Annotated in this window: 14 protein-coding genes and 1 pseudogene; 1 reads left to right on the top strand and 14 read right to left on the bottom strand. The window is 66.0% G+C overall.

Translation table 11 applies throughout. From position 1 onward, the window contains the following. Position 1: 1 nt before the first annotated feature. The 3 genes and pseudogenes from H7K34_RS22820 to fadD5 form a co-directional block, all read right to left on the bottom strand. Positions 2-871, bottom strand: coding sequence for an MlaE family ABC transporter permease (locus tag H7K34_RS22820; protein WP_108922062.1), 870 nt, complete (start codon positions 869-871; stop codon positions 2-4). 1 nt (position 872) lies between these two features. Next, entirely contained in the window at positions 873-1589 is a 717-nt protein-coding gene (locus H7K34_RS22825) for an MlaE family ABC transporter permease (RefSeq protein ID WP_372510868.1), read from the bottom strand. Between the two features lie 332 nt (positions 1590-1921). Then, positions 1922-3581: pseudogene (fadD5, locus tag H7K34_RS22830) on the bottom strand (fatty-acid--CoA ligase FadD5). A gap of 170 nt (positions 3582-3751) precedes the next feature. Between fadD5 and H7K34_RS22835 the strand changes: the two are divergent. Further along, positions 3752-4447, top strand: coding sequence for a GntR family transcriptional regulator (locus tag H7K34_RS22835; protein ID WP_264064269.1), 696 nt, complete (start codon positions 3752-3754; stop codon positions 4445-4447). A gap of 89 nt (positions 4448-4536) precedes the next feature. Here H7K34_RS22835 and H7K34_RS22840 read toward each other — a convergent pair whose 3' ends face one another. The 11 genes from H7K34_RS22840 to H7K34_RS22890 are packed head-to-tail and all read right to left on the bottom strand — an operon-like array spanning position 4537 to position 13341. Beyond that, the gene (locus H7K34_RS22840; RefSeq protein ID WP_108922060.1) at positions 4537-4977 is read right to left on the bottom strand and encodes an SRPBCC family protein; all 441 of its coding nucleotides are present in this window, start codon (positions 4975-4977) and stop codon (positions 4537-4539) included. Positions 4978-5032: 55 nt separating this feature from the next. Then, positions 5033-5518 carry an acyl-CoA thioesterase gene (locus tag H7K34_RS22845; protein WP_264064270.1) on the bottom strand — a complete coding sequence of 162 codons (486 nt, stop codon included), beginning with the start codon at positions 5516-5518 and terminating at the stop codon, positions 5033-5035. A gap of 36 nt (positions 5519-5554) precedes the next feature. Then, entirely contained in the window at positions 5555-6472 is a 918-nt protein-coding gene (locus tag H7K34_RS22850) for an alpha/beta hydrolase (RefSeq protein ID WP_264064271.1), read from the bottom strand. Continuing rightward, entirely contained in the window at positions 6469-7992 is a 1524-nt protein-coding gene (locus tag H7K34_RS22855) for a flavin-containing monooxygenase (RefSeq protein ID WP_264064272.1), read from the bottom strand. Before H7K34_RS22855 ends, H7K34_RS22850 begins: the two co-directional genes overlap by 4 nt. 7 nt (positions 7993-7999) lie before the next feature. Then, a complete protein-coding gene (locus tag H7K34_RS22860) occupies positions 8000-8728 on the bottom strand; it encodes an SDR family NAD(P)-dependent oxidoreductase (protein WP_264064273.1) in 729 nt (242 codons plus the stop codon). Continuing rightward, positions 8725-9123, bottom strand: coding sequence for a nuclear transport factor 2 family protein (locus tag H7K34_RS22865; protein ID WP_264064274.1), 399 nt, complete (start codon positions 9121-9123; stop codon positions 8725-8727). Before H7K34_RS22865 ends, H7K34_RS22860 begins: the two co-directional genes overlap by 4 nt. Continuing rightward, complete coding sequence (locus H7K34_RS22870) at positions 9120-9866, bottom strand: HpcH/HpaI aldolase family protein (protein WP_264064275.1); 747 nt, start codon at positions 9864-9866, stop codon at positions 9120-9122. The genes H7K34_RS22865 and H7K34_RS22870 overlap by 4 nt, the downstream gene beginning before the upstream one ends. Beyond that, positions 9863-10831 (bottom strand): zinc-binding dehydrogenase, encoded by a 969-nt coding sequence (locus tag H7K34_RS22875; protein ID WP_264064276.1) that lies wholly within the window; start codon positions 10829-10831, stop codon positions 9863-9865. The genes H7K34_RS22870 and H7K34_RS22875 overlap by 4 nt, the downstream gene beginning before the upstream one ends. A gap of 1 nt (position 10832) precedes the next feature. Next, positions 10833-12008: a cytochrome P450 gene (locus H7K34_RS22880; protein WP_264064846.1), complete on the bottom strand. Its 1176-nt coding sequence runs from the start codon at positions 12006-12008 to the stop codon at positions 10833-10835. A gap of 47 nt (positions 12009-12055) precedes the next feature. Further along, positions 12056-12760 carry an NIPSNAP family protein gene (locus H7K34_RS22885; protein ID WP_264064277.1) on the bottom strand — a complete coding sequence of 235 codons (705 nt, stop codon included), beginning with the start codon at positions 12758-12760 and terminating at the stop codon, positions 12056-12058. Then, complete coding sequence (locus H7K34_RS22890) at positions 12760-13341, bottom strand: hypothetical protein (protein WP_264064278.1); 582 nt, start codon at positions 13339-13341, stop codon at positions 12760-12762. Before H7K34_RS22890 ends, H7K34_RS22885 begins: the two co-directional genes overlap by 1 nt. Between the last annotated feature and the right edge of the window lie 56 nt (positions 13342-13397).

The following is a 13397-nucleotide window of genomic DNA, read 5'->3' on the forward strand; positions in this document are numbered from 1 at the left end:
ATTACACCGTTAGGGCGAAGTTCGGGTTGACGCCGTAAAGCGCCAACGCGGCGGACAACACGACAACCTGCACCGAAACCAGTGAGAAGCGCATCGAGCGACCGACGGCCTCGCCGACGCCGACGGGTCCGCCGCCGGCGTTGTAGCCGTAGAAGCAGTGGGTGATCATCACGACTCCCGTGATCAGGATGGCCTCCACGAATGACCAGAACACGTCATCGGGTCGCAGGAACGTCCGGAAGTAGTGGTCGTAGGTGCCGTTGGACTGTCCGTAGATCACCGTCGTGGTGATCTGCGGGGACAGGAAAGTCATGATGATCGCCATCGAATAGATCGGGATGATCACCACCAGCCCGGCCATGATCCGGGTGGTCGCCAGGAACGAGATCGACTTGATGCCCATCACTTCCAGGGCGTCGATCTCTTCGCTGATCCGCATGGCGCCGAGCTCGGCGGTGGCGCCGGCGCCGACGGTGGCGGCCATCGCAATGCCGGTGACGACGGGGGCGGCGATGCGGACGTTGATCAGTGCGGCGAAGAAGCCGGTGAAAGCCTCAACGCCGATATTTCCCAGGGACGCGAAACCCTGGATAGCTACCAGGGAGCTACCGGACAGCGTGACGAAGCCGACGATGGCGACGGTGCCGCCAATAACGGCCATGGCGCCGGTGCCCATGCCGATTTGGGCGATAAGCCGCAGGGTCTCCTTGCGGTAGTTGCGCAGCGCATGCGGGACATGCCCGAGCGCCACCGCGCCGAACCAGGCCATCCGGCCGATGTCGTCGAGGCCGCGGCCGGCGGCACCGCCATAGCGATTCAGGTTTTCGGCTGCCCGCGGGAAGCGGGAGCGCAATACGGCGACGTTGGTCATGTCAGTGCCCCGTCCCGAATCGCACGCCGATCGTGGTCAGCACGACGTTCACCGCATACAGCGCGACGACGCAGAGCACCACGGTTTCGTTGACGGCAGTGCCCAGGCCCTTGGAGCCGCCGCGCACCGTCAGCCCGCGGAAGCAGCCGACGAGGCCGGCGATCAGGCCGAAGATCGCGGCCTTGATGGTCGCGATGACGACCTCGGGCAGCCCGGTGATCGTGGTCAGGGTCGCCAGGTAGGCGCCGCCCGAGACATTCTGCAGGTACACCCCGAACAGGTAACCACCCACCAGGCCGACGGTGATGACCAGGCCGTTCAGCAGCGTGGCGACCAGGGTCGCGGCGAGCACCCGGGGCACCACCAGCCGGTGGATCGGGTCGATGCCAAGCACTTCCATCGCGTCGATTTCCTCGCGGATGGTGCGCGCGCCCAGGTCGGCGCAGATCGCGGTCGATCCGGCGCCGGCCACCACCAGTACCGTAGTCAGCGGGCCGAGCTGGGTGACCGCACCGATCGCGGCGCCGGCGCCGGACAGGTCGGCGGCACCGAACTGGGCCAGCAGCACGTTGAGGGTGAAGATCAGCAGCACGGTGAGCGGGATCGAGACAAAGACTGTCGGCAGGAACGCGACCCGCATGATGAACCAGCACTGCAAGATGAACTCGCGCCACTGGAATGGCCGACGTAGCAACGCCCTGCCGGTCAGAACACACATCCGGAAGAAGCCGCCGATCAGCGTCAGCGGTGGCTCCAGCTGGTCGCGCAGGTAGCCGGCCAAGTGCGGACCCGACGACGTCGTCACCACTGCCCCCTTACGCCGGTACCGCTCGTCTCGCGGCGCCACGAATCGTGTCGCACGCCTAGCTCCTTCGCCGCCGGGCGGCTGGGGAATGCCCCACCTTGCCCCGGATCCACATGTGTGACCACCGACTCCCTACTGGCAAGTAGTAACGGAGACCACAGGAATGTACCCGATGGCCAAGCAGGTGTGAACTGCATCTGCACAATTAACCCTTCGTCAACGGTGGGCAAACGTTACAGTATCGATCAGCTTTTCTCTCCTGCCGTGAAATCCCTTGAAGTAGCCTGCTTTTGAGCCGGGTCCGCGTTTCCGTAGCGAACCCGCAACTCAGTCTTGAGGACCTTACCGGCCGGATTCCGGGGCAGCGCATCGACGATCTCGAGCGCCTTGGGGTGCTTGTAGCGTGCGAGCCGCTCGGTCAAGAACCCGTCCAGGTCATCCAGGCGCGGTCCGTCCTCGGTGATGGCCACGATCGCGATCGGCACCTCGCCCCACTTTTCGTGGGTGCGGCCAATGACCGCGACCTCGACGATGCCGGGATGACCGGCGAGAACGTTCTCCACCTCGGCGCAGTAGATGTTCTCGCCGCCGGAGATGATCATGTCCTTCTTGCGGTCCACCACCCAGATGTAGCCCTCCTCGTCCATCCGGACGAGGTCGCCGGAATGGAACCGGCCGCCCGCAAACGCCTCCGCGGTGGCTTCCGGGTTGTTCCAGTAACCGCTCATCAATGTGGGTGCCCGATAGACGATTTCACCGACCTCACCGATCGGCACGTCGTTCATGTTTTCGTCGACCACGCGGGCGGCGACCGTCGGGATCACCTTGCCGACCGATCCGCGCTTACGGATCGCGTCCTCGCCCAGCAACATGCAGGTGACCGGAGACATCTCGGTCTGGCCGAACGCGGCCAGAATCTGGGTACCTGGGGAATGTCGCCGACATCTCCCGCAGCAGCGCATCTGGGGCGGGCGCCGCGCCCCACGACATGATCCGCAGCTTCAGGTCACGGGGGTGGGCTTGCTGTTCGGCGCAGACCGCCTGCCATTGGGCAGGTACCAAGAAGATGCCGGTGACCTTCTCGGCCGCCAGCACGTCGAGCAGCTGGCCCGGGTCGAACGCACCGAGCGGATAGATCACCGTCGGCAAGCCCAGCAGCAGCCCGCCCAGCAGGTTGCCCACCCCGGCGATGTGGAACGACGGGACACCCACGAAGCCGACGTCGTTGTTGATATCGGCGCCGTTGGTGTAGAGCCCGGTCATCGTCTGCCCGGTCAAGTTGGTGTGGGTGAGCACCGCGCCTTTGGGACGCCCGGTGGTGCCCGAGGTGTACATGATCAGCGCCGGCGAATCGTTGGGGACATCCGCCGACTCGGCCGCGCCGCCGGGCTCGTCGACCAGGTCTTCGTAACCCAGCACGCTGTCGTCGCCTGCCCCGCCGGCCACGATCACCGTGCCCAGCAGCGGCTGGATGTCGCGGACCCCGGTGGCCACCGGGGCCAGCACGGCTTCGGTGACCATGACCCGCGCTTCGCAGTCTTCGACCAGGAGAGCGATTTCGGACGGGGTGAGCCGGAAGTTCAGCGGAACCGCGATAGCCCCGAGCAAGTTGGCGGCCAGCATCGCCTCGACGAACTCGGGGCGGTTGAGCATCAAAATCATCACCCGGTCGCCGGAGCCGACCCCGCGGCGGTGCAGCGCTGCGGCCAGCGCGCCGACCCGTCGCTGCAGGTCAGCCCAGGTCAGAGTCTTCCCGGTGAAGCGCAGCGCGACAGCTTGCGGCTGCATCAGCGCGTGCCGCTCGAGCTGGTTGACCCAGTTCTGGCGCCGGGCCAGATACGGCTGCTCGTGCGGGTGTGACGGCTGCGATGCTTGTGCCTCGTGGCTAGCAAGTTGCGCGGTCAACTAATGCCTTCCCTTCACTCGCGCACCGCTTGCGACAGGTTGATATTTGATAAAACATAGTGTTGTGTGGGTCACACTATGGCCTTACCGCCCTGATGACAAGCCCTGTTACGCCCTGAAAACGCCCTGAAAAATCAGGGAAAACCGCCCCGAAAGCCTTGGCAACCCACGTGAACGTACCTCTATCTATGCGACCCCACGGCAGGCGGCGACAGCTGCGCCGGGCGCAGCTGTCGGACGAGGTCGCCGGGCACCTGAGGGCCGCGATCATGTCCGGCGCGTTGCGCCCGGGCACCTTCATACGCCTCGACGAGACCGCGGCAGAACTCGGGGTCAGTGTCACACCGGTGCGCGAAGCGTTGCTGAAGCTTCGCGGTGAGGGCATGGTGCAACTGGAGCCGCACCGCGGCCACGTGGTGCTCCCGCTGAGCCGCCAGGACATCGACGACATTTTCTGGCTGCAGGCGACTATCGCCCGGGAACTGGCCGAGGCGGCCACCGATCACATCACCGAGACCGAAATCGACGAGCTCGAGCGCATCAACAATTCGCTTGTCGCGGCCGTGGGCTCCAGCGATCCCGAAACCATCGCGGGCATCGAGTTCTCGTTCCATCGCGTCTTCAACCAGGCCAGCGGGCGAATCAAACTGGCCTGGTTCCTGCTCAACGCCGCCCGGTATATGCCGGTGCTGGTGTACGCCGGCGACCCGCAGTGGGGTGTTGCCGCGGTCGAGAATCATCGGCAGTTGATCGCCGCGCTGCGCCGCCGCGACACACCCGCGGTGATCGAGCACACGGTCTGGCAATTCACCGACGCCGCACGGCGGCTCACCGAAATGCTGAACGGGGCCGGGATTTTCGGTTAGCCCGGCGATGCTTATCGAGATTGACGTTGGCGCGAAGAAACACGAGGGGTCAGCACGCTAACGTCAATCTCGCCTGCCGCAATACGCAATCAGCTGGCGGCCAGCTGTTCGGCGCGCTTCTTGAGGTTGTCGGCCAGGTGGTCGAGCACGTTGTTCAGCATCATCTTCACCATCGGCGCGGGCACCGGCATCGACGGTTCGACGTCGATGTCCACGGTGAGCAAGCTCGCGGCGCCCATTTCCACGACACTGAACAGCTGTTCCTGTTTCTTGAACAGCTCGCCCTGCTGCAGGACGGTCTGAATCTGGTTCGGTCCCGGGTAGTAGATGGCCTGAATGAAGGTTCCCTCGAAGCCTTGGTAGGCGGCGTCCAGGCGAATCTGGCTGGGCCGGCCGTCGTCGTAGCGGGCAAGCACCCAGCAGCCCTTTGCCCCCTCGCTCCAGTCCGGGTACCGCTCGAAGTCGGCGACGATGGCCATGATCGCGTCGGCGTTGGCGTCGACCTCGACGGTTTTGCTCAAAACGGGCATGGGCGAAGCATAGCCGGGCAAGCGAAAGTCCCGGCGCAGGGCGGTATCTCGGGCGCTAAGCCGATTCGTCCTCGACGCAGGCCGTCGACAGCAGGGTGCGGATGGGGTCGGGAATCGGAACAGATTTGCGGCTGGCCCGGTCGACGTAGACGTGCACCCAATGTCCGAGCGCGGTGACCGGTCGCGGCGGCTGGCCTTCTTGCGAGCCCTGTTTGGACTCGAACACGCCGAGCCGGTAGGTGACGCTGCTGCGGCCCAGCCGTGTCACGGCCAGGCCCACCTCGAGGCTTTGTGGGAATTGCAGCTCGGAGAAATAGCGGCAGCCCGATTCGGCGACGACGCCCAGCGCCGACATGGTGACCGGGTCAAGCCCGGTGCCGATGGTGATGAAGGCGTTGATCGCGGTGTCGAACAGCTGGTAGTAGACCGCGTTGTTGAGATGGCCGAACATGTCGTTGTCGGCCCACCGGGTGCCCACCGGCCACAGCACCGGGAAGTCGCTGCTGGTGAGCTGCGCTGGTGTCGGCGGGAGGATAGCCATGGCTGTATTCCAGCATGTTTCGCGCCGGACGCCGCGCTAGTTGCCGTAGAAGGCGTTCGTCAGGGCATTGCCTTGCAGCGCGAACAGCCGCTGCGAGTCCGACCAATCGGGTAGCAGCGAATCGAAGCCGTGGCAGGTGCGCGCAAACACGTGCAGCTCGGTACAGACTCCGGCGCGCAGTAGCCGCAGCGCGTAGTCGATCGCTTCGTCGCGGAACGGATCGATTTCTGCGCAGGTGATCAAAGCTGATGGCAGACCCCGCAATTCGGCGCGCCGCGCCGGCACGGCATCCGGCGATCCTTCGCCCAGGTAGTAGCCCCACATCAGTTCGGCTGCCTCACCGTCGAATGCCGGGCTGGTGCGAAACTCCGATTTCGACGCGGTAGCGCGATCGTCGAGTACCGGCTGGTGCAGCAGCTGGAACACGACGGGCGGTAGCGACCCGTCGACGGCGCGCTGCGCCAGGGATGCGGCCAAGGTGCCGCCGGCGCTGCTGCCCGCTACGGCCAGCCGCGCGGGGTCGACGTCGAGTTCCGCCGCACTGCCGGCCACCCAGTTGAGCACCGCGATCGCGTCGTCGAGTGCGGCCGGGTACGGGTGCTCGGGGGCCAGCCGGTAGTCGACCGACACCACCGTGCAGCGGCCGCGGCGGGCGAGCTCGGCGCACTGCCGGTGATCGGTGTCGAGATTGCCCAGCGCGAATCCGCCCGCGTGGCAGTAGACGACCACCGGTGCCGGCGACGGCCCACCGCGATAAATGCGGACGGGAACCACACCGACGTTCTCGCTGGTGATTTGTACACCCGGCAGCTCGGTGAGCAGTGCGGCGTCCCGGCGGCGCTGATCGAACGGCCCGCGCATCAGCTCGATCGCTGCCGGGGAGAAGGCCGTCCGGGTGGTCGCCACCGCGCGCAGCACGGGATCGAGGCGCGCCGCACCGTCCAATTCCGTCATCGATTCGACCCCTGCGGCGCGATGGCGGCCTCGCCGTCTGGGGCGGACACGGGCTTCGGTGGGCGGCTGGAGAAGAAGAAGTCGGCGGCTTTGAACCTACGTGTCATCTCCCAGAAGTTACGGGCGCTGCGCGGCCACTGCGTGACGACGCGCCCATTCGCGGCACGAAAGTAGTTGCTGCACTGCGTGTTCCACACGGTTCCGACCATCCACTGGTCGATCTTGGCGATGAATCGCGCCAGCGCCGACGGGCGCACCGCCACATACGTCTTGCCCCTGCGCCGCATGTACTTCAGCGCCCGCACGATGTAGCGCGCCTGAGCCTCCAGCATGAAGATCACGCTGTTGGAGCCGACGTTCGTATTCGGTCCGTACAGCATGAAGAAGTTCGGAAACCCGGGAACGGCCATGCCGAGATACGCATGCGCCCCTTCGCTCCACACCTCGCGCAGTGTCGTGCCGCCTTCTCCGGAAACATCCAACTGTCCGAGGTAGTCGGCCGCGGCGTAACCGGTTGCGCACACCACGACGTCGACCTCGCGTTCGGTGCCGTCCTCGGTGACGAAGGATCGGTCCTTGAGATAGCGGGCCGGACTGGACACCACCTCGACGTTGGGCCGGGTCAGCGCCGGCAGGTAGTCCGACGAGAACACCAGTCGCTTGCAGCCCATCGGGTGATCCGGAGTCAGCCGCTGCCGCAATTGGTGGTCGGCGACCGTCGTTTCGAGCAGGCCCAGGGCAATCCCGGTGAAATCCTGCGTCTTTTCGCTGCCATGCTCGATCACCGAGATGTTGGATTCGCTGCGCAACCACAGCCGGGTCCGGTACAGCTTCTTGGCGAACGGCAGATTCGCGAAGGCCCAGCGCTCCCGTCGCGTGTAGTGCCGGTCCGGCTTCGGCAGAATCCACGTCGGCGAGCGCTGCACCGAATACAGCTGCCCGGCCACCTTCGCCAGTTCGGGTATCAGCTGCGACGCCGTCGATCCGGTACCCAGCACGGCCACCCGCGCGCCCTCGAGGTCGACCGAATGATCCCACCGCGACGAGTGCATCACGGTTCCGGTGAACGGCTCCTGCTCGACGAGCTCCGGGAACAGTGGGTTGGTGAACAACCCGACGGCGGAGACCACCACATCGAAGCGGTGTTCCTGGCCGCTGCAGGTGGTCAGACACCACTGCCTGGTGTCTTGCAGCCAACGCGCCGTGCGGATTTCGGTGCGTAGCTTCAGGTGAGGCCGCAGCCGGTATTTGTCGGTACAGCGCTCGAAATAGGCGAGGATCTCGGCCTGCGGCGACCACAGCCGCGACCAATCCGGATTCAAGTCGAACGAGAACGAATACAGATGCGACTTCACGTCGCAGGCCAGACCCGGATAGGTGTTGATCCGCCAGGTGCCACCGACGTCGTCTTCGCGGTCGAAGATGGTGAAGTCGTGAAACCCGGAGCGGGCCAGCAGGATTCCCAGCGCCAATCCGCCCGGGCCGGCGCCGATAATTCCGACCGACAGGTCCGTTCTCATGCCGTGCTCATCGAATCTGCAGGCATTGTCCACCATCGACAACCAGTTCCGAACCGGTGATGAACGACGCCGCGTCCGACACCAGAAAGGCCACCGCGTCTGCGATTTCGGTGGGCCGCCCCAGTCGCCCGAACGTCGCTGTCGTCACCAACCGGCTCTGCGTGTCCGCATCGAGCATCGAGGTCGCAATCGGTCCGGGGAATACGGCATTGACCCGGATACCGGACGGGGCCAGTTCGGCAGCCGCGGTTTGGGTCAGACCCCGCAGCGCCCACTTCGACGATCCGTAGGCGCAGTGCGCAGGGAACGGGCGGATCGCTCCCGTGCTGCAAATGTTCACGACAGCCGCGTGTTCGGCCTCCCGCAGCTGACCGACTGCGGCCCGCATACCCAGGAATGCCCCCAGACAGTTTACCCGCCAAGCGTTTTCGAAATCATCGACCGTCTCGTCGGACAGGTCGGCCCGGTGCAACACCCCGGCGTTGTTTACCAGGGTGCTCAGCGACCCGAATCGTCGCACCGTCTTTTCGACGGCGGCCTGCCACTGCCCTTCGCTTGTCACGTCGAGCTCGACCGCAATCACGCCGTCGTCACCCAATTCACCGACCGCGGCGACGACGTCGTCGGCCCGCAGGTCGCAGGCTGCCACGGAATACCCCGCCGCGCGAAGCCTTTTCGCGATGGCCCAACCCTGGCCGCCCGCGGCACCGGTGACGAGCGCGACATGTTGGCTCATGATGACGGAACCTCGGGGCTGTCGGACAGGCCGTGGCTGGTGATGAACTGGCAGCGACGCCGCTGGAAACGCCACTGCCGGTCGCGGCGAACCAGTTCATCGTCATACAGCGCGGGCCGCAGGTGCAGGTCGCCGGCTCGGACGAACAGCACCTGCGAGCGTGCGGTCGCGGTATCCGCGCCGACGTCGATGCGTGACAGCCCGGTGAGGTGCAGCCCGCGGGGCGCATCACGGAACATCTTGGCAATCGGATCGTGTCCGGCGAAAGACCGTCCATAGACCAGGAATTCCGCGTCGGTGGTGAACAGCTGCACGCAGGCATCGATGTCGCCCGCGTCCAGGGCGAGCGCATAGCCGGCTATCAGTTCGCGAATCGCCGTTTGGTCGTCGGTCACTGCCCGGTCGCCTCGCGTAAGTGCTCGACCGCGCCGCGCCGCAATGCCTGCGATTCGGCGGCGAGCGTGATCATCCGAAAACCCAGCTGCGCCATCGCGTGACCCGTCTTGCCCTCGCTGGCGTGAATCCCGGTGACCAGTCCGGCGTCGGTGGCGACACGATGGATTCCCACGATCGCGTCGAGCACTTCCGGGTGTCTGGTCGACCCGACGGCGGCGTGGCCCATCGAGATCGCCAGATCGGCGGGTCCGATATAGATTCCGGCCAGCCCGTCGACCGCGCAAATGTCGGCGAGATTCGTTAACGACGCCGCGGTTTCGATCATCGCGAAAACGCTTGCCCGCGCTTCGTGGGCGGCGGGGTCGAGCCCCAGGCTGGCGCGCAGCGGGCCGAAGCTGCGAATGCCCGCCGGCGCGTAGCGGGTAGCGGCCACTGCCGCGGCGGCCTGGTCGGCCGATTCGATCATGGCGATGAAGATCGCGTCGGCGCCGGCGTCGAGCACCCGGCCGATCGGCGCGGGGTCGGCATTGGGTAGCCGCACCGCGGTCGCGATGGGCACCTGCTCGAGGCGCCGCAGTATGCCGGCGATGTCGGCGTCGTCGAGGTAGCCGTGCTGGGCGTCGAAGCCCACGTAGTCGTAGCCTGCGCGCGCGAATTCCTCCGGCCCGATCAGCGTCGGGCCGGTGATCCAGCCGCCCCAGATCGGGGTCGTTTTGTCAAGCGCCGCACCGAAGATGCTCACTGCGCAATCGCGATCTTCACGCGTTCGGGAACCGGCCGGCACGCGAGGTCGAATGCACCCTGCACGTCGTCGATGCCGAAGGTGTGCGTCAGATAGCTGCCGAGCAACTCGGGATGTTCGGCGGCGAACTTGCCGGCGACCTCGAGTACCCGTCGCCGGTCAAGCGTCACACCGGATTTCAGGGTCAGGTTGTTGCGCAACATGAGACGCATATTAATTGGGTAGGCCTCGTCGTCGGCGACACCGAAGTAGAAGACGGTTGCACCGGGCGCGGCGGCTTCGATGGCGTGTCCCAGGGTGGCGACCTGATGACCGACGGCCTCGATGACGATGTCGGCGCGGTCGGTGGGCGCCAGTTGGCTTACCCACCGATCGCTGGTTGCGCGGACAACCTCATCGACGCCGAATGTTGTTGCGAGGACCTGTCGGTCGACGGGGTCGACGCCGGTGACGCGCCGCGCACCCGCCGCCTTGGCGACGTAGCAGAACAGCAGCCCGATCGAACCTTGGCCGATGATCGCGACGTGCCGGCCGGCCAGGTCGGGCAGTTGCTCACAGGCGTAGAGGACGCACGCCAGCGGCTGCAGTCCGACCGCCTGCGCGGCGGTCAGCGCCGGGTCGTACGGCGCGAGGCCGTTGCCGTCGCTGATCACCCGCTCCATCAAACCGTCGAAACCGGAGGCCCAGCCCACCACTCGGTCGCCCGGCCGGTGTTCGGGGTGCCGGCTGGCGATCACCTCGCCGGCCACCTCGTGGATCGGGAAGCCGTCCTTCTCGGCGGCGCTTTTCCCGTCGTCGCCCGGCAGTCTGCCCTTGGCACCCCGAAAGCCCGGCAGGTCGCTGCCGCAGACCCCGGCGGCCAGGAACCGCAGCAGCACTTGACCGTCGGCCAGGCTGTCCGGGGTTTTATCAGCGATCGACGTGCGCTCGAACTCATACGGGGCGATGATCCGGTAGGACCACACGTCAGACCTCCACCGAGATCTGGTTGAACCCCCACTGGAAGCTGGACGGCAGGCGGGTGGCGGCCTGGCTCTTGATCTCGAAGTCGGGCACTCTGCACAGCCATTCCTGTACCAGCACAGCCACTTCCAACCTGGCCAGGTGATAGCCGATGCAGAAGTGCTGGCCGCGGCCGAACACCAGGGAGCGGGTGATGGGCCGATTCCAGATGAACTCGTCGGGGTCGGGGTACTCCCGTTCGTCGCGATTGGCCGAGGCGAGCAGCGTGATCACCCGCTGGCCCGGCTCGATGGTCTGGCCATGAATTCCGAACGGCCGCCGCGCCGTTCGGGCGAACCATTGCGCGGGTGCGCAGTACCGCAGCATCTCCTCCCGGGCCACCGGCACATTGGCGGCGGGATCAGCACGCACCGCGGCGAGCTGGTCGGGCCGCCGGCTGAGCTCCCACAGGCCGTGGGCGACGATCTTGGGCACGGTCTCGGTGCCGCCGATGAAGATGCACAGCATCTGCGTGGCGGTTTCGGCGTCGGACAGGGCGCTGCCGTCGGGCAGCCGGTACCCCAGCAGACCGTCGACGACCGGAAGCGGGTCGCCGGATTGGTCCACCCGGCGCCTTTGCACCACGGGTATCAGGTATTCGAGGTAGTCGGGGCGAGACTGCGCGGTGTCGACGCCCTCACCCGGTGCGGTGAGGCTGCCGGCATTGACCGCCGCCCGCACCTGCGGTGCGAGTTCGGTTGATATGCCCAGTAAGTCGCAGACCATCGAGGCCGCCACGATGCCACCGTAGTCCTGGGTCAGGTCGAACGACCCCTGCGGCAGCAGCAGATCGAGGCGCTCGTTGGCCAACTCGCGGATCCTGGCCTCTAGCCCGGCCACCGATCTGGGCCGCAACGGCTGCGAATGCGCGCGACGGATCTCGCCGTACAGGTCGGCGTCGAATACCGCGTGAAATGGCAAGGGATGCAACGGCGGATCCTCGACCGGTCCGGCGTTGTGCTTGGCCAGCACCGCCGCTGCGGGCAGGGTTCCTTCCGACGCGACGAAGGTTCCGTCGTTGACTTCGAGAACCTGCCAGATGTCGTCGAATCGGGACAGGGCGAAGGTGTCCCACTGCGGCATGTAGTAGACCGGATGCTCATCGCGCAGAGTGCGGTAGTACGGCAACGGGTTTGCCATGACATCCGCGTCGAAGGGGTCGTACGCGAAGTCAGCGGTCGGGGCGGTCACTGCAGCGGAGAGGGCGGTAGGGCCTGCAGAATCGAATCCTCCCAGCCGTCGCGCAATGCCGGCGCCACGCTCATCCAGGTGACGATCTCGGCGGGCGGGCTGTCCTTCCACGAGGGGTAGTGATTTGCGAAGCAATCCCAACCGCCGTCCAGCGCCCAGTAGTGGATGACCTCGTTGTAACGGAAGGTGGTGGTGAAGGAACCCAGCCACCGTTTGCCGGTGCGCTCCGACCACGGGACATACAGCCGTTCCAGCTCGCGGATGTAGTCGTCTTGGCGTCCGGGCTTGGTCTGCATGATCTCCTGAATCACCAGCGTCGCAGCGAAATTGGCTTCGCGCAGCTGGCGGAGGGTCTTATTGCTGGGCCCGGGATACATGATTCGCCCTTCCCCCGAGGCGCCGATCTCGGCCAGAAATGCCGACCACTTGCCAGCCGCGGCCTCGTGGCTGCCGCCGGCCGCCCGGGCCACCCCGAGCTTGGCGTAGTCGGCGAACCCGTCGATCTCCCAGATGATCGTCACCTGTGGCCAGTGACCGTTGTAGGGCGTGGCCTCCCACATCGCGAACAGCCGGGCACCGAGCTCGTCCATCATCGGCTGGTAGATGTCGGCGAAAACCTCGGTGAATCGGGCGGCAAGCCCGGATCCCAGCGAGATCGTCTCGTGCAGATAGAGCAGGGTGTGGCCGTAATACTTCTTCATCAGTCGAGCCGGACCAGCTCTGAATCGACGCGCGGATAGCTCGCCTCACACAGCAACGTCTCGGTCGGTTCGACCAAGGCAGCCGGGATCCCGGCTGCCGCAAGGGCGTAGCCCTTGAACTTGCGCGCCGCCGCGGACAGTACATGCTGGGCTCGGGTCATCCCGCGGTTCACGCCCAACGGCCATCCGTCGCCCCACAGCGCGACTTCGGTCATCCGGTCGCCCAGGGATTCGAGCACCTTGTCACGCAGTCGGGCATCCGCGCTGAATGCCTCGGCGCTGACGGCCAGCGTGTGACTCGTCGAGCCCATCGCGGTGGGGACGAATTCCGATTCGGTGTCCACAACCGCCACCCCGAGGATGCGCAGCGGCCGGGTGTCGCAGCTGCCCGGCAACAACACGGTCACCTCCCAGCCCGCCATCACCCGGTCGTAAAGCCATCCCCCGGCCGAGTGCACGACGTCGGCGGCGCTGCCCGCCACCACATCCAGCCGATATCGCAGACACTCGCGGTTACCGTGGATTGCCCGTGGGGTGCTAACCCGCCGGCTCGCGCTGACGTCAAACGTCGGAGTGACCATCAAATCCGTTCCTCACCGCCACGCCGCGGAGTGCACTGGCTCTACGACATCTGGCT

It is taken from the genome of Mycobacterium montefiorense (assembly GCF_025823255.1).
GTDB classification, from domain to species: Bacteria; Actinomycetota; Actinomycetes; order Mycobacteriales; family Mycobacteriaceae; genus Mycobacterium; species Mycobacterium montefiorense.